The organism is Prosthecobacter fusiformis, assembly GCF_004364345.1.
In the GTDB taxonomy this organism is placed as follows: Bacteria; Verrucomicrobiota; Verrucomicrobiia; order Verrucomicrobiales; family Verrucomicrobiaceae; genus Prosthecobacter; species Prosthecobacter fusiformis.
In genome coordinates, this window is the sequence record NZ_SOCA01000002.1 from 418,218 (window position 1) to 444,475 (window position 26,258).

The 26,258-nt window shown below is 56.2% G+C and carries 19 protein-coding genes and 1 tRNA gene; 12 read left to right on the forward strand and 8 right to left on the reverse strand.

Going from position 1 to position 26,258, the window contains the following annotated elements; translation table 11 throughout:
* Positions 1-92 precede the first annotated feature (92 nt).
* Entirely contained in the window at positions 93-620 is a 528-nt protein-coding gene (locus EI77_RS07620) for a hypothetical protein (protein ID WP_133794317.1), read from the reverse strand.
* 73 nt (positions 621-693) lie between these two features.
* Positions 694-1,158, reverse strand: coding sequence for a plastocyanin/azurin family copper-binding protein (locus EI77_RS07625; RefSeq protein WP_133794319.1), 465 nt, complete (start codon positions 1,156-1,158; stop codon positions 694-696).
* Positions 1,159-1,301: 143 nt separating this feature from the next.
* On the opposite strand from EI77_RS07625, the gene EI77_RS07630 reads away from it, so the two are divergent.
* Positions 1,302-2,669, forward strand: a complete 1,368-nt coding sequence (locus tag EI77_RS07630; RefSeq protein WP_133794321.1) for a DUF1552 domain-containing protein — start codon at positions 1,302-1,304, stop codon at positions 2,667-2,669.
* 92 nt (positions 2,670-2,761) lie between these two features.
* On the opposite strand, the gene EI77_RS07635 is transcribed toward EI77_RS07630, so the two are convergent.
* Positions 2,762-3,679 (reverse strand): sugar phosphate isomerase/epimerase family protein, encoded by a 918-nt coding sequence (locus EI77_RS07635; protein WP_133794323.1) that lies wholly within the window; start codon positions 3,677-3,679, stop codon positions 2,762-2,764.
* A gap of 196 nt (positions 3,680-3,875) precedes the next feature.
* Between EI77_RS07635 and EI77_RS07640 the strand changes: the two genes are divergently transcribed.
* The 4 genes from EI77_RS07640 to EI77_RS07655 all read left to right on the forward strand — a co-directional run bounded on the left by EI77_RS07640 (position 3,876) and on the right by EI77_RS07655 (position 7,876).
* Positions 3,876-4,613: a winged helix-turn-helix domain-containing protein gene (locus EI77_RS07640; RefSeq protein ID WP_133794325.1), complete on the forward strand. Its 738-nt coding sequence runs from the start codon at positions 3,876-3,878 to the stop codon at positions 4,611-4,613.
* A 40-nt stretch (positions 4,614-4,653) separates the two neighbouring features.
* Positions 4,654-6,192, forward strand: a complete 1,539-nt coding sequence (locus tag EI77_RS07645) for a sensor histidine kinase (RefSeq protein WP_133794327.1) — start codon at positions 4,654-4,656, stop codon at positions 6,190-6,192.
* A gap of 40 nt (positions 6,193-6,232) precedes the next feature.
* A complete protein-coding gene (locus EI77_RS07650) occupies positions 6,233-6,652 on the forward strand; it encodes a c-type cytochrome domain-containing protein (protein ID WP_133794330.1) in 420 nt (139 codons plus the stop codon).
* A 138-nt stretch (positions 6,653-6,790) separates the two neighbouring features.
* Positions 6,791-7,876 carry a GNAT family N-acetyltransferase gene (locus EI77_RS07655; RefSeq protein WP_166647105.1) on the forward strand — a complete coding sequence of 362 codons (1,086 nt, stop codon included), beginning with the start codon at positions 6,791-6,793 and terminating at the stop codon, positions 7,874-7,876.
* 74 nt (positions 7,877-7,950) lie between these two features.
* On the opposite strand, the gene EI77_RS07660 is transcribed toward EI77_RS07655, so the two are convergent.
* Positions 7,951-10,683, reverse strand: coding sequence for a DUF6797 domain-containing protein (locus EI77_RS07660; protein WP_133794334.1), 2,733 nt, complete (start codon positions 10,681-10,683; stop codon positions 7,951-7,953).
* A 176-nt stretch (positions 10,684-10,859) separates the two neighbouring features.
* On the opposite strand from EI77_RS07660, the gene EI77_RS07665 reads away from it, so the two are divergent.
* The 4 genes from EI77_RS07665 (at position 10,860) to EI77_RS07680 (ending at position 17,231) form a co-directional block, all read left to right on the forward strand.
* Entirely contained in the window at positions 10,860-12,248 is a 1,389-nt protein-coding gene (locus EI77_RS07665; RefSeq protein ID WP_166647106.1) for an N-acetylmuramoyl-L-alanine amidase family protein, read from the forward strand.
* Positions 12,249-12,349: 101 nt separating this feature from the next.
* Positions 12,350-13,372 (forward strand): FtsH protease activity modulator HflK, encoded by a 1,023-nt coding sequence (gene hflK / locus EI77_RS07670; protein ID WP_133794338.1) that lies wholly within the window; start codon positions 12,350-12,352, stop codon positions 13,370-13,372.
* Positions 13,369-14,412, forward strand: a complete 1,044-nt coding sequence (hflC, locus tag EI77_RS07675) for a protease modulator HflC (protein WP_133794339.1) — start codon at positions 13,369-13,371, stop codon at positions 14,410-14,412. The genes hflK and hflC overlap by 4 nt, the downstream gene beginning before the upstream one ends.
* A gap of 20 nt (positions 14,413-14,432) precedes the next feature.
* Complete coding sequence (locus EI77_RS07680; protein WP_166647107.1) at positions 14,433-17,231, forward strand: PD-(D/E)XK nuclease family protein; 2,799 nt, start codon at positions 14,433-14,435, stop codon at positions 17,229-17,231.
* Positions 17,232-17,250: 19 nt separating this feature from the next.
* On the opposite strand, the gene EI77_RS07685 is transcribed toward EI77_RS07680, so the two are convergent.
* A complete protein-coding gene (locus tag EI77_RS07685; RefSeq protein WP_166647108.1) occupies positions 17,251-17,868 on the reverse strand; it encodes an MBL fold metallo-hydrolase in 618 nt (205 codons plus the stop codon).
* A 103-nt stretch (positions 17,869-17,971) separates the two neighbouring features.
* On the opposite strand from EI77_RS07685, the gene EI77_RS07690 reads away from it, so the two are divergent.
* A complete protein-coding gene (locus EI77_RS07690; RefSeq protein ID WP_133794345.1) occupies positions 17,972-20,305 on the forward strand; it encodes a carboxy terminal-processing peptidase in 2,334 nt (777 codons plus the stop codon).
* A 171-nt stretch (positions 20,306-20,476) separates the two neighbouring features.
* Positions 20,477-20,549: transfer RNA gene (locus EI77_RS07695), tRNA-Ala, on the forward strand.
* A 39-nt stretch (positions 20,550-20,588) separates the two neighbouring features.
* Here EI77_RS07695 and EI77_RS23305 read toward each other — a convergent pair.
* From EI77_RS23305 to EI77_RS07705, 3 genes are all read right to left on the reverse strand, one after another.
* Complete coding sequence (locus tag EI77_RS23305) at positions 20,589-20,762, reverse strand: hypothetical protein (RefSeq protein WP_166647109.1); 174 nt, start codon at positions 20,760-20,762, stop codon at positions 20,589-20,591.
* Positions 20,763-20,870: 108 nt separating this feature from the next.
* A complete protein-coding gene (bamD, locus tag EI77_RS07700; RefSeq protein WP_133794347.1) occupies positions 20,871-23,408 on the reverse strand; it encodes an outer membrane protein assembly factor BamD in 2,538 nt (845 codons plus the stop codon).
* A gap of 57 nt (positions 23,409-23,465) precedes the next feature.
* Entirely contained in the window at positions 23,466-24,776 is a 1,311-nt protein-coding gene (locus EI77_RS07705; protein WP_166647110.1) for a phosphoribosylaminoimidazolesuccinocarboxamide synthase, read from the reverse strand.
* 258 nt (positions 24,777-25,034) lie between these two features.
* Between EI77_RS07705 and EI77_RS07710 the strand changes: the two genes are divergently transcribed.
* Positions 25,035-26,249, forward strand: a complete 1,215-nt coding sequence (locus EI77_RS07710) for a complex I subunit 1/NuoH family protein (RefSeq protein WP_133794351.1) — start codon at positions 25,035-25,037, stop codon at positions 26,247-26,249.
* The last annotated feature ends 9 nt before the right edge of the window (positions 26,250-26,258 follow it).

Here is a 26,258-nt window from a genome sequence, read left to right on the forward strand (position 1 = left end):
GGCCCGGATTGTAAAAAAGAGCTGCCTCAATGAAGCACCTGGGAAATGCGGCATCCCAGGTGCTTATTTCTCATCCTTTGAAGGGCTGTCTTTTACTTCGCCGGGAAAGGGCTGGTGGAGAGCTTTTTAAAGTCCTCGGTGATTTTGGCCACGGCGTCTTTAGGGCCGGTGAGCTTGATGAAAACGGGGGCGTCAGGTCCTGGGATGATGGCACCCAGCAGGGTATAGTCTGCCTTGGCTGTCTTGGGGCCAAACATCGCGCCATCCATGTAAGTGCCGGTGGCGGTGACGAGGCTGACCTTGGTGCCGTTGGCATCCAGTTCTTCGGTTTTGGAAACGGGTGGGCTTTCGAACTGGCCCAGCCAACGGTCGATGTTCGCCTGGGTATCCCCGCCCTGGCCGCTGCCGAAGTAATAAAAGATGGCTTCAAGAGGTTGCTCGGCACCTTCCACGGTGATCTTCAGGGTGGCGGCACGCATCGGGCTGCTGGTCGGGACGGAGGTCCAGCCGGTGGCAGGCAGGGTGAAATTGAGGTTTCCGGCGGTGACTTTGCCCTCTTCAGCGAGGAGGCTGGTGGTGGCGATGGAGATGAGGGCCAGGGTGGTGAGTAAAAGTTTCATGGTGGTTGGAGGCTGGGTTGGTTTCAGATATGGAAAGGGCGGACCCGTGGGCCCGCCCTTGGAAATTAAAAACTTACTTGGTGACGTGCATCACGCCCTTCATCAGCAGCCAGTGGCCGGGGAAGGTGCACATGTAAGGATAGTCACCGGCTTCAGCAGGTGCGGTGAATTCGATGGTCTCGGTAGCCCCTGGCATGACCAGCTTTGTGTGAGCCAGGATGTCATCTTTGGAGGCATCCGGCACATAGCTCTTGGCCATCGCTTGCGGGTCCGTCATCATGGCATTGGCTTGTGCGCCCACCGCCATTTCTTTGCCGGTCTTGATGAGCAGGAAATTGTGCGGCTGGGGGGCCACACTGCCGGTGTTGTTAAGGGTCAGTTTGACTTTCTGGCCAGCCTTCACGCTGAGGTCGGTCTTGTCATAGCCGAGTGGATTGCTGGCGTGTGGTTTCAACTCAAGGGTGGCGACGTCGGCTTCCTGGGCGGAGAGTTGCAGTGAGAACAGGGCGATGGCAGTAAGGGCAGCTAGTTTCTTCATGGATGTGGGTTGGCGGGGGTAGTACGTTTAATCGGGAGTGGAAGGGCCAGATTTTCAACCAATTTCGTGTGTAGGACGTGAAGTTTGCAATTTGCGTCAAGGAAAGTTTGGGCGACGTATCTCCGTATAGAGTTCTATCCCCCATGAATCCTTTTCACGAAACAGCCGCCGCCGCTCATCAGATGAGCCGTCGCCATGTCCTGCGCGGACTTGGAACGATGATGTCTCTACCCTTCCTGGAGTCCCTGGGGGGGCGGGCATTTGCGGCTGCCGCTAAGGCTCCAGCGACCCCGCCGATGCGCGCGGCCTGGCTTTACATTCCTAATGGGGTGAACCCCAAGCAGTGGTTCCCAACTGGGGAAGGCACGAATTATGAACTGAGCGCCACGCTGAAAGAGATCGAGCGTCATCGCAATGATTTTATGGTCGTTTCCGGTTTGGCTCAGGATAAAGCCCGCTCCCATGGCAATGGCGGCGGAGATCATGCCCGTGCGACTTCCACTTTCCTCACGGGCTGCATGCCGAAAAAGACGGCAGGATCCGATATCCAGCTAGGCGTTTCTGTGGACCAGATTGCTGCCCAAAAGATCGGCCACCTGACCCGTCTGCCATCGCTGGAACTCAGCACCGACGGTCAGCGCAGTTCTGGCCGTTGCGATAGTGGTTACTCCTGCGCTTATCAGTTCAACCTGGCCTGGAAGAATGAAACCATGCCGATGGCTCCAGAGATGGATCCTCGTTTGGTGTTCGAACGTCTTTTCGGTTATGGCGCAGCCGGAGGCAAAGGTGCTGAAGGTGCCCGCCGTCAGCGTCTCCAGAAAAGCATTCTCGATACCGTCCTTGGCGAGGCTAAATCCCTTCAGGGAAAAGTCAGCGGTAACGACAAGCGCAAGCTGGATGAATATTACAGCAGTGTGCGTGACATTGAGCTGCGCATTGAGCGTGCTGAGAAATTCACCACCACTTTGCCCAAAGATTACCCAGTGCCAGAGGGCATCCCTGAATCTTATGAGGATCACATCCGCATGATGTTCGATCTCCTCACCCTGGCTTTCCAGACGGATACCACCCGTCTTTGCACCTTCATGCTAGCGCATGACGGCAGCAATCGCAGCTTCCCACAGATCGGCGTGCCGGATTCCCACCACTATCTCTCCCACCATGAGAATGATGAAGAGAAATTGGCCAAAATCGCAAAGATTGACCAGTTTTACATGCGTCAGTTCGGCTACTTCCTGGATAAGCTGAAAGGTACCAAGGAAGGTGATGGCAACCTCCTGGACAACAGCATGATCGTCTTTGGTGGCGGCATCGGTGATGGCAACCGCCACAACCATGACAACCTGCCGATCCTTCTTGCTGGCCGTGCTGGCAAGACCTGGACACCAGGCAAGCGCATCGTCCTGCCAGGTGAGACACCGATGACTAACCTGTATCTTTCCATGCTCGACCGCCTGGGCGTCCGTGCCGAAAAAATCGGCGATAGCTCCGGTGTCCTCGAAGTGAGTTAAGGCAAGGCGACGCGGATTGAACTGAATTGTTCCTCCAACAAAAAACGCCCTCGTTCCAACCGGAAGGAGGGCGTTTTTGTATTTGAGAGAGCTTAGCCCAGCTTGGCACCCTGCTTCTTCAGCATGGCTTCCAGCATGCGGCCATACTTCACGTAGCTGTCATACTGCTCCTTGGCCTTCTGCTCTGGGGAGAGATCATCGGCAGCGCCGGCACCGTGGAAGACGACGGCGACATGCGGTTCAATGCTGATGTAACCTTCGTATCCAGTGTCCACCAGGTCCTTCATGATGCGCTCGATCTGGCCTTCGCCCTCACCTGGGTAGGTGTAGGTGGCGTCATTCTTGGCTGTGTCCCAGATGCCGTCTTTCACGTGCACATGAGCCATGAATGGCTTGATGGCTTGGTACATTTCCCAGGCGTCCTGCTTTTGGCCAGGGCGGTCACGGTCATCGATGAAGACAGGGTTGCCAGTATCAAAGACCCACTTCATGCCTGGGACAGCTTCAGCCATGCGTTGAACATAAGTGGGGCTCATGCCGCCCCAGTTCATGCAGTTCTCATGGACTACAACGAGACCGGCATCGTCGAAACGCTGGTGAATATTCTTCATCCGCTTGATGCGCTCCGGGGCGAACTGCTCCTCCAGGTCTTTTCCGCTTTCGTCTTTGCAGACAGCATAGGACATGACGCGAACGAGCTTGGTGCCGAGGCGCTGCATGCGCGGGATAGCACGGCTGATTTCAGCTTCGGTGACGCTGAAATCGTCAGTGATTTTCTTGGCCCAGTTGCCGATGAGGGAACCGAATCCGCTGATCTTCATGTTCTTTTCAGCCAGGTGAGCGACCACCTTTTCAAACACGGCCTCAGGAATCTCATGCAGGTTGCCTTTGACGCCGTCGAACTCGACCCCACGGCATTCAATGCTGTCCCAGCCGAGTTCCTGGTGGGCCTGGATCTGCACGTCGAGGGGTGCGCCTGCTTCATCTGCAATGCCGGTAAGTTTGATCATGGTCAGTTTAAGAAAAGGGGATGTACGGTTTGGGAATCCGTTCTTTAAAGGAAGATACGCCCGGTGGCAAGCGGGCGTGACAGTACAGAAGTGGCTTCGATGTCTGGTTTGATGCGGGGCGGTCCAATGAATAATTTTGTTAAGATCTTGTAAATGTGTTCTCGCTTAACGGATTACACCTTTACAATTGAATTAGATGTCACTCGATAAACATGCCTTCACGGATGGTCAGACGCAGATTCTGGTGATTGATGATGACCGTAAGCTGTGTGGGCTGATCCGTGATTATCTGGAGCCCCTGGGTTATACGGTGGCGATGGAGCATAACGGGCCTGAGGGGGCGGCTCGGGCGATGGCTGAGCCCTGGCATGCGGTCATTTTGGATCTGATGCTGCCGGGCTGCGATGGGTATGAAGTCCTGCGCAGGGTGCGGGCGAAGTCTGCCGTGCCGATCCTGATGCTGACCGCACGGGGTGATGAAGCGGACCGGATCGTGGGGCTGGAGAGCGGTGCGGATGATTACTTGCCGAAGACCTTTTCCGCACGGGAGCTGCTGGCCCGGCTGCGTGCGGTGACCCGTCGGGCGACTTTAAGCCAAGCCTCTGCGGATGCCGTACCACCGATGAAAGAACTGGTGGTGGGGCCGGTGCGGCTGAACCTGGATGCACGGGTGGCGACATTAAGTGAGCAGACACTGAGCCTGACCCCCGTGGAATTTGACATCCTGGCAGCACTGATGAAATCACGCGGACGTGTGCGAAGCCGCGAGGCGCTGATCGAATCCCTGCGTGATCGCGAGTATGAGGTGTATGACCGGAGCATTGATGTGCACATCGCCGCCTTGAGAAGAAAGCTGCGTGACGACGCCCATGAACCCCGCTTTATCCGCACGGTGAGGAGTGCGGGGTACATGTTTATCCATCCGGTGGGGTGAGCCTGCTCGTGTTTTAAAATCCATTCGGCTGTCCCATCTTATGAAACTCCGCTCTTTAAACTTATATACCCGCATCCTGCTGTGGCTGCTGGTGAATGTGGCGGTGCTAGGAGGGGTGTTTTTACTGGTGCTGAAGTGGCAGTTCAGGGAGGGGCTGCAAGGAGCACTGGGTGGAATAGCCGGGGACCGATTGCAGGTCATCGGGCAGGAAATGCATGATACCCTGAGTGCCAATGCCGAAGCTGAGTGGGCGGGCATTTTAAAAGAGCTGGCTGACGAGTATGCGGTGCAGGTGGCACTGGTGACACCTCCAGATCGTGTGATTTGTGGGGACGCCATTGATTTTCCGGCCAAGCTTAAAGAACAACTCGTCGACATGAGTCCAGGTGGGCCGCCGAGAGACTGGGGGAGACCGCCACGTGAAGGTGGACGCCCTCCTCCACCGAGGGATGAACTGGAGGCTTTTTTGTTAGGCGATGATTTTCTTGGCGAGGGTTTTCCCCCGCCCCCACCCTGGCCGGAAAGAGCGGGAAGAGGAGTGCCCTCGCGGTTTGGTACTTTTCTGCTGCATGCAGGGGATCCGCCGCTTTATTATGCCGGGGTACGTTTGCCTCCGCCATCAACGCTGACCCGCCGGGATGGGCCGTTGACGTTGATCATCGCCACCCGCTCCATGACGGGAGGGGGACTGTTTTTTGATACCAGCCCTTGGTTGCTGACCACCTTTGGGGCGATGGCGATCTCGGCGCTTCTCTGGCTGCCTTTTGTGAAAAACATGACGAGCAGCATCCGGGCAAATATGAAGGTGACGGAACAGATCTCCAAAGGCCGCTTCGATGTCCGGGTGCCGGAGGGCAGGGGAGATGAGCTGGGCAGGTTGGCGCACGGCATTAACCAGATGGCTGTGCAATTGGACGGACTGGTGAATGGACAAAAACGTTTCCTGGGAGATGTGGCTCATGAGTTATGCGGACCCATCTCACGGATGGAAATGGGGCTGGAAATCCTGGAGCCACGGCTTGATGGCGGGGAGGCTTTTCGGCTGGCTGAAGTGAGAGATGAGCTGCGCCAGATCTCTGCGCTGGTGGATGAATTGCTGTCTTTTTCTAAAGCGACGCTGGGCCAGAAGAGGCTGACCTCTGAGCCAGTCACTCTGCTGCCTTTGATCGAAGGGGCCATACACCTGGAGGGACTGCCGGAGGAGCTTTGTCTGCTCCTGATTCCAGAGGATCTGAAGGTGAATGTGGTGCCGGATCTGCTTCGCCGTGCGGTGAGTAATCTGCTGCGCAATGCGCACTTGCATGCTCGAGGGGCCCGCATCGAAGTGACAGCGACTCGGTCCAAGGAGATCGTGACACTGACGGTGGCGGATGAAGGACCGGGAGTGCCCGAGGAGAGCCTGCCGCGTTTGTTTGAGCCGTTCTATCGGGTGGATGTGGCCCGTGCGCGGGAGACGGGCGGCACTGGACTGGGGCTTGCCATCGTTAAGACCTGTGTGGAATCCTGTGGCGGCAATGTCACGGCCCGAAATCGTGAACCCCATGGACTCATTGTGCTGATTGAGCTTCCTTGTGCTTGACCTATCGAAGCAAAACGCTCAGATTTAGCGTTACCACCCCATGAATACCAAGCACATCCTTGCTGTTATTGCCGCTGCTCTTGCTGTTAACACTGCCTCCGCTCAAGACGGTGCGGTGGACTTTGAAAAGCAGATCCTGCCGATCCTGAAAGAAAAATGCTTCAAGTGCCATGTGAAAGAGCACGAAGAAGACGGCAAGCTGAAGAAGCCAAAAGGCGGTCTGCGCCTGGATGGTGCGGCTGTCATCATGAAAGGTGGCAAAGAATATCCGGATGAAAACGTGGTCGCAGGCAAGCCGGACGCAAGCTGGCTGCTGAAGACCATGGCACTGCCAGAATCCGATGAATACGCGATGCCTCCAGAGGGCAAAGGTGATCGGGTGACTGCGGAAGAGCAGGCTCTGGTGAAGAAATGGATCGAGGCCGGTGCTTCCTTTGGTGCCTGGAAGGGTGAGGAATAATTCCTCCTTTAGATCCCTGATTTTTCAGTGAATCATCGAGCGGCGGAACCCCTGGTTCCGCCGCTTTGTTTTTGGGGAAAAGTGCCGTCCCGGCAGTGCAGGCTTGCATGGCCAGCGTGCATGGGGCTTTCTTTTTCCATGCCGCTTCCGCCATTCGTCAATGACCCTCATCCGCTGCTGCCGACGATTGATCGCACCTATAAAGCGGAGGAGATCAATGCGTTTGGAAAGGACCGAGGACCTGCTTTTTACGAGACCTGCCATCTGTATGCGCAGAGTCTTTGGCAGATTGGGTTTCCCGCCAAATGCATCCTGCTGCTGAACCGGGCGCTATCCTCACCGATGCCGGGCACGGAGCCCCTCTTTCAAAGGTTGCCTCTGCCTTATCAGGCGATGGCCTGGCTGCTCATTCACCGGCCTGCGGATCAGTTCATTGGCAATCCACGGCGGCATTGGCAGCATCTGGCCACCCGGATGGTGGAGCCTAACAAAGAGTTGCGCGCTTGGCGGGCCTGGGCGTGCTGGTATCTGGCTAAGGAAATCCTTCCTGAGGCCGACTTCCCGGCGGATCTCGAGCAGCTCCGGGAGGAAGGCGTGGTGGAGCCCACCCAGGGTGACATCGCAGATCACCTCCAGGATTTATCCCCCGCAGATGACCTGGCCCAGTGGCAGGCTGCGCTGGCATGGGCGGATGAACAAACAGGCCAGGGACGACGGCCGCCGCTGCAGGTCCGGGTGCGACGGATTGCAGAAGATGAACTCCCCGTGGTGCAGCGCCTCGGGCGGGAAATCTGGCGGCAATATTACCCTGGCATCATTTCCAATGAGCAGATCGAATACATGCTCAGCGTGTGGTATCAGCCGGATGCCATGGCACGCGAGATGCGTTCACGGGGAACATGGTTTGCACTCATCGAAGTGGCTGCGCATGGACCCGTGGGATACCTTTCATTTGAACGATACCCGGAAGGGGTGCTGTTCATCAACAAGCTGTATGTCCAGGCTGCGATGCATGGCCATGGTGTGGGGGCTGCTGCGTTAAGGTGGACTCAGGAGCGCGCCGTGGAGCTGGGCTGCCAAAGCGTGCAACTGCGGGTCAACAAAAGGAATGTCACCGCCATCCGGGCCTATCAGCGCGCAGGATTTCGTTTTGCAGAGGATGTGTGCAGCGATATCGGCAGCGGCTTTGTGATGGACGATTACCGGATGGAAAAGCGGCTATAATATGACAATGGCCTAACCAAGGATGAAAATAAAACCGGCCTGCGCATGCAGGTCGACGAACAGGGAAGCTGAACTTACTTCAAACTTTTGATGTACAAGACCAGGCTTTCGATCTGCGATTCATTCAAAATCCCGGCATAGATGGGCATGCCGGTATCGAATTTTTCGAACCCTTTCACGACCTTGGCACTGGGATTGGTGATGGATTCGCGCAGGTAGGCTTCATCGGCCAGGGCGGACTTGCCGCCTTTGCCCAGGATGCGCTCACTGCCGTAAATGCCTTTCCAGCTCGGGCCGACTTTGCCGACGGTGCTGCCATCAATGCTGTGGCAGGCCATGCAGCCGATCATTTGATAAAGCTTGGCCCCTTCTTCGACGGTGGGTTTGGCCAAGGCGGTTGTCTCCATTTTTCGTGGGGTCAGATCCACCGTGAGGTCGGCGAAACCTTCTTTGGCCGGGTCGAATTTCCCCAGCTCCCAAGGGCTGAAGTAAGCGGTGTTGGCGGCTTCCAGGCCGTCGGCACTTTTGAGCCCCCAGCCGATGCGCATCTGGTGCACACCTGCCTGCATGTCTGGAAAACCGACAAGGACACTCATGCCGTCCTTGCTCAGGTAAGCGCTGCTGGCAGTCAGCCACTCCTGGCCCGTGCTGCCGTCCAGTTTCAGGTGCGGAGAGCCGTAGTCAAAAGTGCGTTTGTAGTTCCAGCGTTCAGCACTGTAGCTGGCGGGATCTGTGGCCAGTTTTGCATCCATGGGCGTATTGAAACGCAGCAGCAATCCCTTGTCCGTGGGGGTCATTTCCTTGAGCAGGACGCGCGGCTGGTCTGTGTAACGCACACGGACGAGACCGCTCAGCTTTTTGGCCGTGGTGCCCCAGACCTGAAAACCGGCGACGTAGAGCTGGCCGTCCGCCGGATTCACCTGGGCATTGAGTGGCCCAAAATCGAAGTCTCGTTCAAAGCTCATCACGGTGGCCTGGGGGCGCTCGAAGCGGGTGTTGATGAGCACACGGAAAAGCTCGGGGCGGTTATACCCCACGTGGATCAGTTCATCATTCAGCGGACCCATTTTGGCATCGGTCAGCCAGGTCTGCGTGGCTCCGCTGGGATTCACTGGATGCGGCAGCCAGACCATCGGTTCGGCAATCGGTGCAGGATAGACTTCTTTGGGAGCGATGGTGGGAAGATGACCGTAAAATTGGTTATCCTTGATGATGTGGATGGGGGTGGAGGGGACGTAATTACCCTGTTGGTCGCTGGCTGTCACCATCCCGGTTTTGGGATTCACGCCGATGAATGGCTGACGCAGCCCATAGGCGATCACCTCGAAGGATTTTCCATCGGGGGCCACCTTGATGACGGTGCCGTTATGCTTACCAAAGGTGGTGCCTTCCTGGCCGCCTTTGGCGATGTAGAGGGAGCCGTCCGGCCCCAGTTTCATTGAGTTGGGAAATTCCCGTGTCTCCGCTGTCTGGGCAAAGAGATTGCAGAACATTTCATAACGGTCTGCCTCTTTGTCCCCATTGGTATCCACCAGTTTCCAGATGCCGCTGCGGTCAAAGACAAACAGTTCCCCCTGGCGGGCGACGATGCTCATCGGCTCATGCAAGCCGGAGGCGAAACGCTTCCAGGTCACTTTTTCCAAGTCACCTTTCAGGCCGGAAATCAGCCACACATCGCCATCAAAGGTCACACCTGCGGCATCGCCCTGGTCATTGAGGAAAGCGAGGTCCGCCAGGCGCACATTGCGCTTCCAGGGATTTGGAACGGGCAGGGGAATCTCGTCCAGCACATAGGCATCCGGGGATTTGGAGAGGATGCCTTGGGTGGCGACGGTTTCAGGCCAGTGGGTGAGTTTGGCTTGGGATTCGGGCATCTCCGCAGGGATCGTGCCGGTGACCATAAGGTCTAGAATCTGGCCTTGTTCAGAGGGCGGGATGACAATCCAGGTATGTCCTGAATCATCGTGCTGGAGATGTATCCCGGAGGTCTCAGAGGCCTCGATGACAATCCCAAAGTATGCGTCTTCTTTTTCCTGTTTACCCAGGGTGATAGATTCAATTTTTTTGGGATTGAACGTCAGGTTTTTGATTTTTGGCAGAACCCCAACAACCAATGTCAGAGGTTCTTCATGGGGTGGGATGTCCCAATTTTGGGAAAAGCATTTGTTTCCCATTCCTAACAAAATGAGACTCGTGAGATCCAGATCATGAACTCTCACGTTGAGTTCAATATGAGAACTGTCGTGCAATTTCAGGGCTTTAAAGGCTGCATGTCTTGGATCTAAAGCCCCCCGCCCCACCTCTTCCGGGCTAGGTCCTGGCTCACGGGGATCAGTGAAGCTTGGTTTCTCACCCACCTGCCAGCCGGGGTAGATGCCATTCGCCAGCCAGACTTTGCCCACCGGTTTTGGCAGGTACTCCTGACCGTCTTTGGTTTTTTGTCCGGCGACGTGGTAAGAGCCGGAGGCCAGTGCATCGGGGGTCACGGGCGCTTTTCCTTCCTCACCTTCCCAGATGGCGGAAATGCGCAGGAGGTCGGTATCGAAGCATGCCCAGAAATTATGGCCAAGATTGAGAATCAGACCTCGGGGGGTCAGATTGTCCTTCGGAAAACCTTCGCCGAGGTCGCGACAGTCCAAAACGCTGCTGAAAAACGGAAAATCTTTTTCCACGAAATCACCCCAGGGAGTATCCGCGGGGATGACGGGAGGCTTCGGCGCTGCAGACGGCTTTTTGGCCTTTTGCTGGGCAAAGGCTGGGGAGAGAAAGCAGAATAATAGGCACGCCAGGGTGGAAAAACGCATCATGAAAGAACACACCGAAGGGACCGTCTCTGTCAATACTTGAGCATCAAGTTCAGGTGCGGAGGGTGGCTTGTCTGACATCCAATTTGCCAAATCACCGAAAATGCCTAATCTCATTCACTTATTTGGCGGCCCAGCCGCGTATATTTAACGCTGTTTTGCTTTCCATGAGATCCGTTATGCCTGTTCTTTTCCGAAGCGTATGCCCTTTGATTGTGGCGCTGCTGTCCTTCTCTTTTACCTCAGCCCAGGCTGATGTAACGCAGGCTGAGGGAGACAAGCCGGGCATTATGGGTCGCGTTTTTGGATTTGGTAAAAAGAAGGAAGAGGCCCCGCCTCCAGCCCCGGTGGTGGAGGCAAAACCGAAGCCTACGACTCCCGGCCCTCCGCCGAAGGTGACGACCATCAAGCCGAAATCCGGCAGTTCCACACCCGCGAAGAAGTCCTCCTCCACGCCGACCACGGCTAAAAAATCCACTCCCCCCGCCCCTAAGCCGACGGCTCCCGCCAAACCGGCTCCACCAAAATCCACCGGAAGCGATGGAGAATTCAGCCAGTCCAAGGAAGCTGAGAAACCGGTGGTCAAATCGGTCACTGTTTCTACCCCCAGTGCAGCCGATATTCCCACGAAGCTGCCCGCCAACGCTGGCTGGCAGATCGTTAAGGTCGGTGGCCGCGATTACATCACCGGGGAGAGCATGCATCAGTTCTATCGTTTCAGCTCTTATAAAGTTGAAGGCAAGCATGTCTGGTTCCGCTCGAATAACCTGATTCTCAAAGCCACCATCGGCAGTCAGGAACTCCTCATCAACAACATCAAATTCATTCTCAGCTATCCAGTCCAGGAATCCTCCGGACGTGCCTTGTTTTCCCGCATCGACCTTTGCAAGCTCATCGATCCAGTTTTGCGGCCTACTTACATCACGGATGCCGAGCCCTTTGATACGGTCGTGATCGATGCGGGCCATGGCGGCCATGATGCTGGTGCCCGTGGCGTTTACGGATATGAAAAAGACTTTGCTCTGAAAATGGCCAATGTGCTGAAAACGGAGCTCACACGGCGTGGTTTTAAAGTCATCATGACCCGCACCACGGATACCTTCATCACTCTCAGCGGACGTGTCGCCGTGGCGAATGCGACGCCTAACAGCATCTTCTTGAGCCTGCACTTCAACTCGGGATCCAGTAGCGCTGCCAGTGGTATTGAAACCTTCGCTCTGACTCCCCAGGGCAGCTCCGCCAGCCTGGAGCGTGGCGGCGGCTACAATGCCAGCGGCCTAACCGGAAATTCTCACGATTCGGCCAACATCGCCTTGGCCACGGCTGTGCATGCCATGGTCATCAGCAAATTCAAGTTTGTGGACCGTGGCATCAAGCGTGCGCAGTGGAGCGTGCTGACAGGTTGCAAGCGGCCGGGGATTCTCTTCGAAGGTGGCTTTGTGACCAACGGTAACGAGTGCCGCCTCATCGCCTCCGATACCTACCGTCAGTCCGTCACCAGCGCCATTGCGGATGCGGTGGTGAATTATCGCACGGCATTGCGCGGCGCGATGACTCGCACCCGGTAATGCTGGAGTGTGATGAGGTCACGGCTTCCATTTTAAGCTGGATTGTGTAACCGCACGCTTGAGGGCTTGCCCTGTCTGTCTGCCGCCGCTACGGTCAATGCATGGCCGCTTCACGACCTCCCAGCCTCCCGTTTCCTGATCCGTCCAATTTCAAGATCAATCCCGGCCGTATTCTTATGGCCGTGCTTGCCCTGCTTGTGGTCATCGGGGTTCTTTCCAGCTTTTACCAGGTGCCTGCCAACTCCGTTGGGGTCGTTCAGCGCTTTGGTAAATATTTGGATACCACTCAGCCAGGGTTGAATTTTAAACTGCCTTTCGGGCTGGACAAAGTCACTCAGGTGGAAGTGCGCCGTCAGTTGAAACTGGAGTTTGGTTATGGCACCGCCGGTGCCACCAACGAGTACCAGTACAATGAAGACTACTCCGAAATGGAGAAGGAAAAGAACATGGTCACGGGGGACCTCAATGCCGCTGTGGTGGAATGGGTGGTGCAGTTTCACATCGAGGAAGCTCGGGATTATGTCTTCAATTTCCTGGAGCCTCAGGACACCATGCGGGACATGTCTGAAGCGGTGATGCGGGAGGTCATTGGCGACCGCTCCATTGACGAGGTGCTGACCGTCGGCCGTCAGGAGATTGAGGTGAAGGCGCTGGAGCGGATGCAACTCATCGTCCATGCCTTGAAGATGGGCGTCCGCATTGACCAGATCCAGCTTGGCAACGTGAATCCGCCGGCGGAAGTGAAAGACAGCTTCGATGAAGTGAACCGTGCTCAGCAGCAGAAGGAATCCTCCATCAACCAAGCCAACGGCGAATACAACCGGGTCATTCCTGAAGCGCGAGGCAAGGCCGAGCAGAGCATCAGCCAGGCTGAAGGGTATGCCACTCAGCGTGTGAATCAGGCCCAGGGTGACGCCTCCCGTTTTACCGCCTTGCTCACTGAATATCAGAAAGCTCCCGAAGTGACCAAAAAACGCATCTATCTGGAAACCCTGACCGAAGTGCTGCCTTCCATTCCTGGTAAAATCATCGTGGATGACCGCGTGCCGCAGTTTCTCCCGATGATGCATCTTCAGCAGAAAGCGACCACTCCTGCCACAACCCCTCTCCGTCCTGCCCGATGAAACCTGCGCTCTCTCTCCTCGTTCTAATTGCCAGTTTTGCCCTGTACGTGTTGGCAACCGCCAGTCTCTACACCGTCAGTGAAACGGAGCAGGTGATCATCACCCAGTTTGGTAAACCGGTGGGTGATGCCGTCAGCGATGCCGGACTGCACGTGAAGGTTCCTTTTATTCAAAAGGTGAACCGTTTCGAAAAACGCATCATCGAATGGGACGGTCCTCCCGCCAATATGCCTACACGCGACAAGGTTTACATCGTCGTGGATAACTTCGCCCGTTGGCGCATCACCGATCCGCGCAAGTTTTTTGTGAATCTGCGGGATGAGCGCGGTGCCCAGTCACGATTGACAGACATCCTGGGCAGTGAAACGCGTAACGTCATCGCCAAGCATGATTTCATTGAGGCCGTGCGCACGACGAAGGACCGCAAAGTGGCTCGTGATGCCAACATCGGTACCTCCATCGCTGATGCACGCATTGGCAACCTGCCGCCCATTATCAAGGGACGCTCGGAACTGGAAAAAGAAATCTTTGCCAACGCAGCACCCAAGATGGAGGGCTTCGGCATTGAGCTGATGGACCTGCGTTTCAAGCGCATCAATTACAACGTCTCTGTCAGCCAGACCATCTATCAACGCATGGTCAGCGAGCGCACCCAGATCGCCGAACGCTTCAAGTCCGAAGGGGCAGGGGAGGCGGCCAAGATCCTGGGCCAGCGTGAGCGCGACTTGAAATTGATCGAGTCCGAGGCTTATCGGAAAGTGCAGGAAATCGAAGGCGCGGCGGATGCCAAGGCCACCGAGATTTATGCCAATGCCTACAACGGCAGTGTGCAGGCCCGTGAATTCTTCGAATTTACCAAAACGATGGAGGCTTATAAAAAAGTGCTCACGGCCGATACCAATCTCATCCTCAGCACGGACAGTGACTTCCTGCATTATTTGAAGTCGGACGAGAAAAAGGCAGTGATGCCGAGTGTCTCGTCGGGTGACCCGGTTGAGGGACTGCCATCCCTGCTGGACCTGGCCAGGCCTACCGAATAACAGCGTGCTGTATGGCGACCTTGAACCGCCACTTTTGGGGATGGGATGCACCGGTGTTGAAAAACGCGGTGCGGCATCTCATGCATGGCTACTCGGGCCCGGCTGCGCTCGACTTGACGGATACCCTGCTCATCGTTTCCACGGCTGAGGCGGGGCGCCGGCTGAAGGAAGCGCTGGCGCGTGCCCATGCTCCCGGGGCCCTGGTGCCCTGGGTATGGACGGCGGAACAAGCCCTGCTACCCGCGGCAGTGCGTAAAGAGGCGGCAACACGTTTGCAATCCCAAATGGCCTGGCAGCAGGCGCTGCAAAAGGTGGCTGTGGAAAAGCTGACGGCGCTTTTCCCAGTCCTGCCTGAGGAGCGTGGCTGGACCTGGCAGCTTGAGCTGGCACGTGTGCTGGATGATTTAAACTCTTTGTTAGGTGCGGGCGGGCTTACCTTTGCTGATGTGGCTATGCAGTCCACTCATGATGCCGCCCGCTGGCATGATCTGGCCATCATTGAGGATGCCTATACGCAGGAGCTGAACCTGGCCGGTCTCTGCGATGCACAGGCCCTTAAACTGCGCACAGCCATACAGCCCGTGTTGCCGGAGGACATCAAGCGGGTGATCGTCCTCGCCGCTCCAGATTTGCCCCCCTTGTTTCAGCGTTGGTTGTTAGGCTGCGCTGCGGAAGTGACCGTGGCCATTCAGGCTCCGCAGGAAATGGAACACACCTTTGATGAGATCGGCAGGCCTTTGCCGGGATACTGGGGGGAGAACGCGGATGTCATGGTGCCATTGCCGGATGCCCACATGCATCTGCATCATGATGCCTCCACCCAGGCGGAGCGCACCATCACTCTTTTGAGGGAGCTGGCCCCGAAGGCGCGTGTGGCCGTCGGCGTTGGCGATCCAGAAGTGGGTGCCGTTTTGCAAGAAAAACTGGCTCTGGAAAATGTGCGTGTCTTTGAGCCCGGAGGCGTGTCTCCCACGGAGGTGGGGCTGTGGCATGTTCTCAATCAAATGCGTGCCCTGCTGGCGGGTAGTACCTGGAAAGCCTTTGCCGTTCTCTTGCGGGTGCCGGAAGTGCGTGCTGCCTGGATGGGGGGAGGGCAGAACGGCGGATTAAAGGTTCTGAAAGAGGCGGATGACTTCGCCATGGAGCACATGCCGGTCACGCTGGAGCATGCACTGGAGCTTTCTGCCAGGGCAGAGCCGGGGTCTCTGTTGCCCACGGTATTGGTGGCCGCCCGCACCTTCGTCCAGGAATTAAAAAGTCTGCCTCTGACCCTGACGGCGCGGACTCTACTGACCCAGCTCTATGGCGAGCGCAAGTTCAGCCCGAACACACCTTCGGATCAGCTCACCACTTCTTTGGCAGATGCTTGGTTAGGCTGCTGCCGTGAAATTGAAGCTGAACTTGCCCGCTTTGGTCTGACCCCGAAGCCTGAGGAAATCTTCGCTCTATCCCTGGAGGCTCTGGCCCGGACTGCGCTGACCGAGCCGCGTGGGGAAATCGATCTCGTTTTGCAAGGCTGGCTGGAACTTCTCTGGGAGCCTGCGCCGAATTTAGTCGTGGCTGGGCTGAATGAGGAGCACGTGCCCGGCATCCTCATCGCCCATCCTTTTTTACCTGACCAGGTGCGCCAGCAGCTCAGTCTGCCTAGCCAGGCCACACGCTTCGCCCGTGATGCCTATACCCTGGCAGCCTTGGCGGCACAGCGACTCCACCACGGGGCCTTGCATGTCCTGTGCGGCCAGTGGAGTGAGCGCGGGGATGCCCTGCGTCCGTCACGGCTGTTGTTTCTTTGTGATGATGAAACGCTACCCCAGCGGGTGAAGCATCTTTTTCCCAAAGAGGAATCCGGCAGCATGCGTGCCCAGGAGCCTGCCCGCACCCTGGCCTGGCAACTGCGCCCCCGCATCCGGCTGCCCAAGGTGGAATTCATCTCTCCCTCACGCATCCGTTCTTACCTGGAGTGCCCCTTCCGTGATTACCTGAGCCAGGAACTGCGCATGGAGGCCATTGATGCATCCAAGCGTGAACTGGCCCCCAGTGAATTCGGTACCTTGGCACATCATGCATTGCAAAAGCTGGCTGAACACCCGCAGATGAAAGCGAGCAAGGATGCCAAAGAGATTGCCGATTTCCTGGTCGGCATGGCGATGGAACAAGCGCACCTGCGATACGGGCGCAAGCCAGCACCGCTGATCCGCCTCCAGCTTGAAAGCCTGAAACAACGGCTCACGCATGCGGCGGATACGGAGGCTGCGGAACGCGAAAACGGATGGGCGATTTACGCTTCCGAATGGTCGCCGGGCGAGAAACCATTGATCATCGAAGGTGCTCTTCTCAAATGCAAAGTGGACCGCATCGACCGCCATGAGCACTCGGGACAGTTTCGTGTGCTCGATTTTAAAACGGCGGATAAAATCACGGATCCTCTCGCCGCCCATGTCCGCAAGGTGACCGGCCGCACGCACATCGCCGAGCCCGATGAATGGAAGTGCTTTCAGTTAAGCGATGGCTCCTCTTATCAATGGAAGGATCTCCAGCTTCCTCTGTATGCGGCGGCTCTGCGGGAGCATGGATTGCGTCCAGATGCGGTCGGTTATTTTACACTGCCTAAAAATGTGCAGGATACCAAGGTGCTGACCTGGTCTGGCTTTAGCGATGAATGGGCGGACCGTGCCCTGGAATGTGCGGCGGAAGTGGTCCGCCGCCTGCGGGAGGGACGATTTTGGCCACCTTCACCGAAAGCCTATGACCGGGGCTTCGATGAACTTTTTCTGGGGGATCTTACCGCAGCGACATTGTGGGAAGGTCCCACTGTCTGACATCATTCCCCAGGGCCGTTTACATGAACGGATTCTCTCTCTTCTCCCGTCCAATCGTGGTGCCTGGACCATGGCCTGGATAAACCCGTGTGATTTCAGGCAGAGGCCACAGTTTCTCCTCAATGCCGGCCACGAGTTGCTTGAACGAGCCGCCAGGGAAATCACAGCGGCCCAGGCTGCCGTAAAAAATCACATCCCCGCTCATGAGTATCTGCTGGTCATTTTGCCAAAAGCAGACGCTGTCTGCGGAGTGACCAGGCACATGAAAAAGCTGCCATTCCACGCCGGCGATGGATACCTGGTTAGCGCTCCCTTCCAGGACATGATCCACGGTGTATTCCGGCACAGAAAAGGAGCTGCCAGTCGCCGCACCAAAAAACTTTTCCAGCGTCAGTGCCCGGCTGAAGGGCGACCACGCATAGATGGGGCAGCCGTGCTCGCTCTTTACCAGAGCCGCGTCCAGGACATGGTCGAAGTGTTGATGAGTCAGCAGCAGCGCGTCCACGCGAATGTTTTGTGCGCGCAGCCAGGCGGCGACGCCCTCGGGCGCATCCACCAGCAGAGTGCCGCCAGGCAGGCGTAAAACATGACCATTTGTCTCCACAATGCCGCCTGTATAGGTCTCGGGTTCCAACATAAGCTGCTGTTGATGTAGGAAACCTGTGGACATTTCAAGCAGCAAACGGCAAAATTAGTGACCATTTCTGGCGTTTGTACGCGTATTTAGAGATCAAACCCCCATGACTCGTAACCCCTTGTCCCTCGTGGCCGCCGGTGTGGCGTCCATCTCTCTGGCTTTCATGCCTGCTGCCCGGTCCGAGACCAACTATGGTCAGGTAGCTATGCATGTGGCCTACATGCTGCAAAGCCAGCATTACTCGCATCAGGACTTTGATGATGCGATCTCAGCCAAGCTGCTGCAAAATTACCTCAACATGCTGGACTTCCGCCATGTGTTTTTCACCCAGGAAGATGTGGACGGATTCAAAAGCAAATACGACACCACGCTGGATGACCATGTGCTGATGCGTAACATCAGCCCCGCCATCGAAATCTACGATGTGTATAAACAGCGGGTGAAGGAGCGGATCGAATTCACCAAAAACTCACTCAAGGATCATCAGTTCACCTTCGATTCCGATCGCACTATTGAACTGAAGCGCGACAAGGCTCCATACCCCAAAAATAAGGCTGAGCAGGACAAGATCTGGCTGGATATCCTGGAGGACAACTTGCTCCAGGAAAAACTTTCTGACGAAGCCAAGGCTGAAGACGCCAAAAAGAAAGAGGAGAAAGCCGCAGAAAAAGCCAAAAAAGACGCTGAAAGCAACGAGGCGTCCGCCAAAAAAGACACGGGCGACAAAACCGTGGCGAAGACTGAATCCGCTAAAGAAGAAAAGCCCCTCACTCCTGAAGCCCGCGTCCTGAAGGATTATGAGCGCCTTTTGGAGAGCATTGAGGAGAACGACCAGGAAGACGTAGTGGATTTTTTCCTCTCCAGTCTTTCCGCCGCCTATGATCCGCATACGGAATACATGAGCGTCAATGAGACGGACAATTTCAACATCCAGATGAAGCATAAGCTGGTGGGCATCGGTGCCCTTCTTGGCCTGGTGGATGATGTCGCCCAGATTCAGGGCATCGTCGTCGGCGGTCCTGCTGACAAGCAGGGTGAGCTCAAGCTCAACGATAAGATTACCGGCGTGGCCCAAGGGGATGCGGAGTTTGTCGAAACCAAGTACATGAAGCTGCAAAAGATCGTGGACATGATCCGCGGCACGGATGGCAGCACCGTCCGCCTGCGGGTCAATCCAGCAGACGCCCCTTCTGATACCAAGATCATCACCATCATTCGTGGTGCTGTGGAACTGAAAGAAAAACTGGCCAATGCCGAACTCCTCCAAACCCCCTCCGAAATGGGGCCTCCGCTGAAGATTGGCTGGATCAACCTGTCTTCCTTTTATGCGGACATGGAAGAAGGCACCGTCAGCACGACCGATGACGTGCAGCGCCTGCTCACACGCCTCATGAAAGAGAAAATTGACGGCCTGGTGCTCGACTTGCGCGGCAACGGCGGCGGCTCTCTGGAAGAGGCCATTCGCCTCACCGGCCTCTTTGTACCCTCCGGCCCCGTCGTGCAGGCTAAAGACTGGCGTGGCAACATCTCCTGGCGCGAATGCGAGACCCCCAAGGCCTTTTATGACGGCCCGATGATCGTCCTCACCGACAAAACCAGCGCCTCTGCCTCCGAGATTTTAGCCGCTGCCCTTCAGGACTATCGCCGGGCTTTGATCGTGGGGGACAAGTCCACCTTCGGCAAAGGCACCGTGCAGACCATCCTGCCTGTGGAGCGGTTCATGCCTTTCTTTGCCAACAAAGATCGCGCTGGAAACCTGAAGGTGACCATCCAGAAATTCTACCGCATCGCGGGTGGTTCCACCCAGCTTAAAGGAGTGGAGCCAGACTTGGTGCTGCCTTCCATTCGTGACGTCCTGGACATCGGCGAAGCCTCGGCAGACAATCCGCTGCCCTATGACACCATCCCGGCCCGCCGTTATGGTCTGGTGACTGATAAGCCGTATCCTCTCGAGGAACTGCGTAATCGCGTGAATGGTCGTCTTGCCGAAAACCCAGAGTTCCAGTACGTCCTGGATGAATCGAAGCGCCTCAAGGAGCGCATTGACCGTAACGTCGCCACACTCAGCTTGGTTGAGCGCCAAAAGGAAACCGCCGAAACCAAAGCTCGCCGTGAGAAGCAGGAATCCGAGCGCGCCGACCGAGTGAAAGTGCTGAATGAGAAGCTCAAGGAAGACGGCTTCAAGACTTACCACCTGACACTGGATAACGTCGATGCAACAGAACTCGTCCCTGAGTCCGCTTTCACCCGCGAGCAAAGCACCGGCATGAAAATGGCCGCCAAAGAGGACGGTGAAGACGCTGCATCTGAGCTGGCTAAATTCCCCTACGGCCTTGAGCCCGTGAAACTGGAGACCGTGAACATCATGCGCGATTTCCTCGACCTAACCACCAAGCGCCCAACGACCGCCAAGGCAGAAGAAAAAGCAGCCAAGTAACGGCTGCCGCCTGACAGGTGTCATTCCCAAAAAAGCCGGAACCCCCCAAGGTTCCGGCTTTTTTATGATCTGCGATTAATCCTTGTTAGGAATCCCGTCTGGACACAAGCAGCATTGCTGTTAAACTATTGGTTAGAACACTGAAGCAGGCATTCAGTGGATTCTGTCGCAGGGGCTATAGCTCACTTGGTAGAGCGTCTCGTTCGCAATGAGAAGGTCAGGGGTTCGATTCCCCTTAGCTCCACGGCGGGTTTGGGGTTTTTAAACCCATCAACGGCTAAAGCTATTCTGCCGTCTTTTTGGCCTGGGCGCGGTCATGGCGCTGAATGTCTTTTGCGATGAGATGCTCCACATAAGACGAGAAAGATCGGCGGTCCAGCTTGGCCAGCTTCTTACCCTCTTTCATGAGTTTTTTGTCCACAGTGATGCAGGCTTGGTCTTTGGTCGTGAGTGCCATTGCAAAATGATGTGTGACGATGTATAGAGTGCAAGTGTATTTTTCCAGATCGCCGCATAAATTTTTCCCGGACTGGGGGTAGGTATGTCAGGGCCCAGGGCTAACTATTTATTTGGCGTCCCACAGGAAGTGCTCCAGCCGGATTCGTGTGGCCAGCTCTTTTGCCTCAGTTGCTCTTTCTCCAGATGAAAGGGCGAGCTTTTCGGCCAAGCGAGCAGCAGATTCCCATTCTTTATTCGCTTCCAGGAGCTCGATGCCAAAGAAGCCAGCGCGGTAAAACCAGCGATGCTCCGCTGGATTGGATGGTCCGGTATAACCACTGGCCTGTACGGCGTCATAACAGGCCTCCAGGGCTTCGGTCGTACGTCCCGCTGCCTTCAATACAGCGGCGAGCGTATATCCGGCACGGGCACTCCATAGATAGGTAAGATTATTCTCCTTCAACATTTCCCGGAGAGTCGTCACGGCCTTGTCCAGTTGAGCAGGATCTGTCTTGCCAAGAAGCATCAAGATTTCAGCACGCTCACAGAGCAGGGAGCGCCGCATATCTTCGGAAAGGTCTTTTTCTGTGAGCAGACTGTCGAGCAATTTCAGCGCTTCAGGTTCCTGACCTGCACGGCGTTTGGCCATGGCCTGCTGCTGGCGGGCTGGGATGCTAAGAGGGCCTCCGCGCTCAGCCAGTTCCTGCCAGAGATTGATGGCGGTTTCGCGTCCTTCATCACTCATCATGGAGATGGCTGCCATGCCAGCGAAATAGAGGGCCGTATCCGCATAGGGGGAGCTGGCGTAATCCTTGGCCACCAGCTCAAACTCCGTGCGGGCGCTGGCGAAGTTTTCCTGACGATAGTAAGCATCAGCGATCTTCATGCGCACACTCGCTGAATGGGATGATTCAGGCCAGGTCAGGAGGAATTCGTTCCCAGCATCGGTGAGGGCTTTGATCTGGCCCTGCTTGTCCAGCATCCACATGCGGGTGATGGCTGCCTGTTGACGCTGCCGTTCGCTCAGGCCCGGCAGGGCGGAAAGCGTTTTTAAAGTCTCTTCAATGGCCGGGAAATCCGTGGGGATTTGGGCGAGTAACGTCTCTGCCAGCGCCAGATGTGCCTGGGCGAGCCGTGGATGCCCGCTGTTTTTCTGGATGAAGGAGCGTAATTCATCAGTGGCGCTAGGGTCACCTTTGGCAGCTAGATCCAGCACCCGGTCCAGCTCAAGGTCGCTGGCTGCATCTCCCGCTGGAACATTGGAGTTGGTCCCGGCGCTGACGATTTCCAACTGGCCCAGGATGCTTTGGTAAAGCACCAACTCACCAGCCCGGAGCGCTGCCACGCCGGCATTGTAGAGAGCCGCACGCCTTTCTGCTAGGGTGGTGGCCACATTGGCCGCTGCCTGGAACAGTGAAATGGCCTGAGTATATTCATTGCGGGCATACGCCGTGCCGCCAGTGACGAAATCCACCATCGCGGACTGGCCTGCTCCATAGCGCAAACGCCATTCATTGGCCAGGGTGGTGACCCTGCGGTCAGCTTTCAGGGTTCCATAAGTCTCCAGGGCCAGCCGCATAGCTTCCGCGCCTTGAGGGTGCCCGTGATGCAATTGAACCATGGCCTCAAGCAATCCCAGACTTTCCAGCGTGCGTTTTTGGTTCAGTAGCCAGCGTGCCATCAGCAGGATGGCGTGCCCTTGCAGTTTTTCAACGGAAGGCGGGCTCTGGAGGGCTTGCCGCTGGACGGTATTGCCCTCCGTCATCCATCGCAAAACGGCATCTGGCGGCAGAATGTTCCGGGGCTCTTTTTCCAGGGTTTTGGCTAAAAGTTCAAAAGCCTCATTCCAGAGCAGGCTTTCAGAGGTGTTATCAAGAAACTGCACCAGTGTCTCCAGGCATTCGGACGTTTTATCCTGCCGCAGCAATGTATCAGCCAGCAATACTGAGGCGGAATGATGTACCCTTTCGCCTCCGCCCGTGGAGGAAATCAAGTGGCGTAAAAGGCTTTCGGCCTCCGCATAGCGCCCCAGTTCCACGAGACCACGTGCCCGTAAAAGTTCGGACATGGAGCTGCCTGTTTTTTGGGAAAGCTTGTCCAGGTCCTGCACAGCCGGTTGGTAATTGCCGCTGTTTAGGTCCAGTTCATCCAGCATGAGCCGCGCGCTTTTGGAGGTGAGTTCCAGTGGCGACTTCTTCAGCGACATCAGCAATTCACGCGCCAGAGATGTCTGGTTGGTCGCCAGCCAGACCTGGGCAAGTAAAAGCTTTTCCTGGCTGGTTGCTTCGTTAGCCTGGTAGCGTGATTCCAGGGAAAGCCGCGCTGCATCCAGATCCCCAGCCAGTAACTGCGCCTGAGCTTCCCAAAAAGGCTGGTTGGGCACCTGCTCTCTGGACAATACCGCCAGGGCTGCACGCCCGTCTTTGGCCCGCACCCAGGATTCCACCGCCAGTCCTGCCAGGCTTAGGCGGTCCGTGCTGCTCCAGGTATTTTGTTCCAGCAGACGGTTAGCCTTGGTTGCTGCCACCCCAGGCAGGCCATCGCTCAAGGCTTGTTTGGCCAGCCGGAAGTCATGATTCTCCTCCAGGCCTTCTGCGTGCAGGGTCAGCGTGCCGAGCCCGAAAAGGACCTGGAGGCAAAGAATGGTTCGTCTGGCTCGGCACATGAAGAGGTGATGCTAAAGCAAATGTGGTGCTTTTGCCAATGCGTTCCGTCGTCCGGCTCACATCCCGTTCAGTTTCAGCAAATCTTCCAGCAGACCGTGTTCACGATAAAACTCCGCCTCGGCAAGCCCGGTTTCCTGAAGCCCTGCCCGGATAGCCGCAGCGTCCTTTTCCCCAAGCACATGAGCTTTGATGAGCGCCGTCTTGCGGGATTGCAGATCCAGGAAATTTGTATCCACTTCCGGGGTGGCTGGATAGAGACCCGTAGCCTGTCCTTCTTTGAGGACTTGTTTAAAGGCGGTGCCTGTCTTTTGGGCCTCGGCCTTGGCGGCGTTGATCCCGGCATACCAGTCTGCACAGACCAGACGATAATAATCACGCATGGCCTGTTTGTTATAGTGAATGATGAGATTTCGCCCATCCACGGGGACCGTGCTGGTGGCGCGGAAGCTGTCCGCATCAATGGTGTCCACAAACAACAGTGCCTCGCGGTCCACGGCGAATTCCCATTTAAGATCCCAAAGCTGCAGGCCGATCTCGTCCAGCAGATCACGCACTGCCCACGCTCCTAGCAGGGCCATTTTAATGGTATCGGTGAAGTGTTGGGTGCTGAGGCCGGACATGAGCAGAGCTTCCTGTTTGCTCACGGCCCGATCCTCCGGCTCATACTTGCTAGTCAGGTCATAGATAGGCCGGTCCAGCATCTGCCAGGCCTGCATCGGCCCCGTGAGGCCCAGCTCCTGCTCGAAAGCACGACGCTCTTTTTCGCTCAGTCCTTCGTATTTACGCAGGACCGAGCTGCCGCTGGTCACGCCAAATCTCACAATATACTCCAGGGGCACCACATAAGTATCGCTCTGGTGAAACTGGGCATAATCAAAGACAAAATTACCCATCACATTGCGCTGTGGTGGCTTCATCACCGGGAAACGCCGCACAATGTTGTAGCAGCTCGGCGTCGTGGGCATGCCTTGGGTGACCACTTCGCCCGTTTCGCCGTCCAGCATTCCCACATGATGGGTGTGCGCACCGCTTTCCAGCATGTTTTGCAGCGGGCCATCCATCAATTGATCTCGCCAAGTCACACCCAGGGAGTCTGCCTTTTCCAAGGCTGCCTGCACACGCATCCAAGTGGCTGGCTGAGTGAGGCGTGAATACATGGCATGGCGGAAGATGGCCCGGTTCAGGTCATTGCCCGCGATGCTGAAAATGCTGCCCACATCAAAGACAGATCCTGCTGGCGTGGTCTCGCAGACAATATAGGAAGGATGGTCCGGCACCGCATAGAGATGCTGCACGGAGCCAAGATACACGGGCTCTCCAAGCTGGGACAAATCAAGGCGGGTTGGGGCGGGGGCAGGGTAGGACATGAGCGTTACGCATTCAGTTTTCAGTGCGACCGGACCAGTTTGCAAGAGGTGGCTGCACAGTCTTGATCGCATGAAACATGGTGGAAAATAAAGCCGATGAATCCGTTTGACCTTCGGCCTGCCTCGGGCGGGGCCTTACAAGTCGGAAATTTGGCAGTCACAGGCCTCCTTTTTTCTCCTTCCGGGGGTGAGCTTGTGAAATTTTTCACAAATTCGGGTTGCCCCTTTTAAAGCCTTCCTGATAATGGCCCTGCCCCCATGGCAGCACATCTCGCCAGCTTTGACTTAGCCTTCCTCATCACATCTGTGGTGAAGATCGTTTTCCTGACCTTTTTGGTCATCTTGCCCCTCGTCGCCTACTCGGTGTATGCGGAGCGAAGATTCTCCGCCATCATCCAGGACCGCGTGGGACCCAACCGCACCGGCATTCCGCTGACGCTGTTTGGTTTCAAGAAGGATATTCAGATCTTCGGCATCGGCGGTCTCGTTCAGCCCCTGGCGGACGGATTGAAGTTTTTGCTCAAAGAAGATTTCACCCCCAAGTCGGTCAATACCTTCTATTACTGGCTGGCCCCTGCTCTGACCATGGTGCCTGCGCTGATGACCTGCGCTGTGCTTCCTTTCGGTAGTGAGCTGGATCTCAGCTTTCTCAATCCTCTCATTACTTCACTGGGCGGAGACGGCTTTACGGCACCGATCAAATCCGTCATTGCTGACCTCAACGTCGGCCCTCTGTTTGTCTTCGCCATTGCCTCCCTCGGTGTTTACGGAATTGTCCTCGCGGGCTGGTCATCCAATTCGAAGTATCCTTTCCTGGGCAGCATCCGCTCATCGGCGCAGATGATTTCGTATGAACTATCTCTGGGTCTTTCCATCGTCCCTGTGCTGATGGTTTTTGGAGAATTGAACCTTTCTAAAATGGCAGCCTTCCAGGATGCCAACGGCTGGTTGCTCCTGCCGCTCTGGGGTGAGGGACTGACTGTCGCCCGCTGGGTGCTCTGGGTGCCGATGCTCATCTCCTTCTGCATCTTCACCGTCGCCATGTTTGCGGAGACAAACCGTCTGCCTTTCGATCTTGCTGAGTGTGAAACGGAACTTGTGGCCGGTTATCACACCGAATACAGCTCCATGAAATTCGCCCTCTTCTTCATGGGTGAATACGCAGCCATGATCATTGGATCAGGCATTGCCGTCACTCTTTTCCTGGGTGGCTGGAGCATTCCTTTCGCTCCATTGATCGGCCTTGACTACGTCGCCGGGGCCACTCCCTTCTGGCTGGGTCTCCTGCACATCGGCACCTTCTTTGCCAAAGTCATTGTCTTCATTCTTTTCTTCATCCTCATCCGTTGGTCACTTCCGCGTTTCCGCTTCGATCAGCTCATGAAACTCGGCTGGCTGTATATGTTTGAACTCGCACTGGCTAACGTCTTCCTGACGGCTGTGCTCATGATCATCTGCTACCCGGTGAAGTAAACCCCCGCT

Coding starts and splice junctions, on each gene's coding strand:
- EI77_RS07620 (WP_133794317.1), bottom strand. CDS start 620: ATGAAACTTTTACTCACCACCCTGGCCCTCATCTCCATCGCCACCACC.
- EI77_RS07625 (WP_133794319.1), bottom strand. CDS start 1,158: ATGAAGAAACTAGCTGCCCTTACTGCCATCGCCCTGTTCTCACTGCAA.
- EI77_RS07630 (WP_133794321.1), top strand. CDS start 1,302: ATGAATCCTTTTCACGAAACAGCCGCCGCCGCTCATCAGATGAGCCGT.
- EI77_RS07635 (WP_133794323.1), bottom strand. CDS start 3,679: ATGATCAAACTTACCGGCATTGCAGATGAAGCAGGCGCACCCCTCGAC.
- EI77_RS07640 (WP_133794325.1), top strand. CDS start 3,876: ATGTCACTCGATAAACATGCCTTCACGGATGGTCAGACGCAGATTCTG.
- EI77_RS07645 (WP_133794327.1), top strand. CDS start 4,654: ATGAAACTCCGCTCTTTAAACTTATATACCCGCATCCTGCTGTGGCTG.
- EI77_RS07650 (WP_133794330.1), top strand. CDS start 6,233: ATGAATACCAAGCACATCCTTGCTGTTATTGCCGCTGCTCTTGCTGTT.
- EI77_RS07655 (WP_166647105.1), top strand. CDS start 6,791: ATGCCGCTTCCGCCATTCGTCAATGACCCTCATCCGCTGCTGCCGACG.
- EI77_RS07660 (WP_133794334.1), bottom strand. CDS start 10,683: ATGATGCGTTTTTCCACCCTGGCGTGCCTATTATTCTGCTTTCTCTCC.
- EI77_RS07665 (WP_166647106.1), top strand. CDS start 10,860: ATGCCTGTTCTTTTCCGAAGCGTATGCCCTTTGATTGTGGCGCTGCTG.
- hflK (WP_133794338.1), top strand. CDS start 12,350: ATGGCCGCTTCACGACCTCCCAGCCTCCCGTTTCCTGATCCGTCCAAT.
- hflC (WP_133794339.1), top strand. CDS start 13,369: ATGAAACCTGCGCTCTCTCTCCTCGTTCTAATTGCCAGTTTTGCCCTG.
- EI77_RS07685 (WP_166647108.1), bottom strand. CDS start 17,868: ATGTTGGAACCCGAGACCTATACAGGCGGCATTGTGGAGACAAATGGT.
- EI77_RS07690 (WP_133794345.1), top strand. CDS start 17,972: ATGACTCGTAACCCCTTGTCCCTCGTGGCCGCCGGTGTGGCGTCCATC.
- EI77_RS23305 (WP_166647109.1), bottom strand. CDS start 20,762: ATGGCACTCACGACCAAAGACCAAGCCTGCATCACTGTGGACAAAAAA.
- bamD (WP_133794347.1), bottom strand. CDS start 23,408: ATGTGCCGAGCCAGACGAACCATTCTTTGCCTCCAGGTCCTTTTCGGG.
- EI77_RS07705 (WP_166647110.1), bottom strand. CDS start 24,776: ATGTCCTACCCTGCCCCCGCCCCAACCCGCCTTGATTTGTCCCAGCTT.
- EI77_RS07710 (WP_133794351.1), top strand. CDS start 25,035: ATGGCAGCACATCTCGCCAGCTTTGACTTAGCCTTCCTCATCACATCT.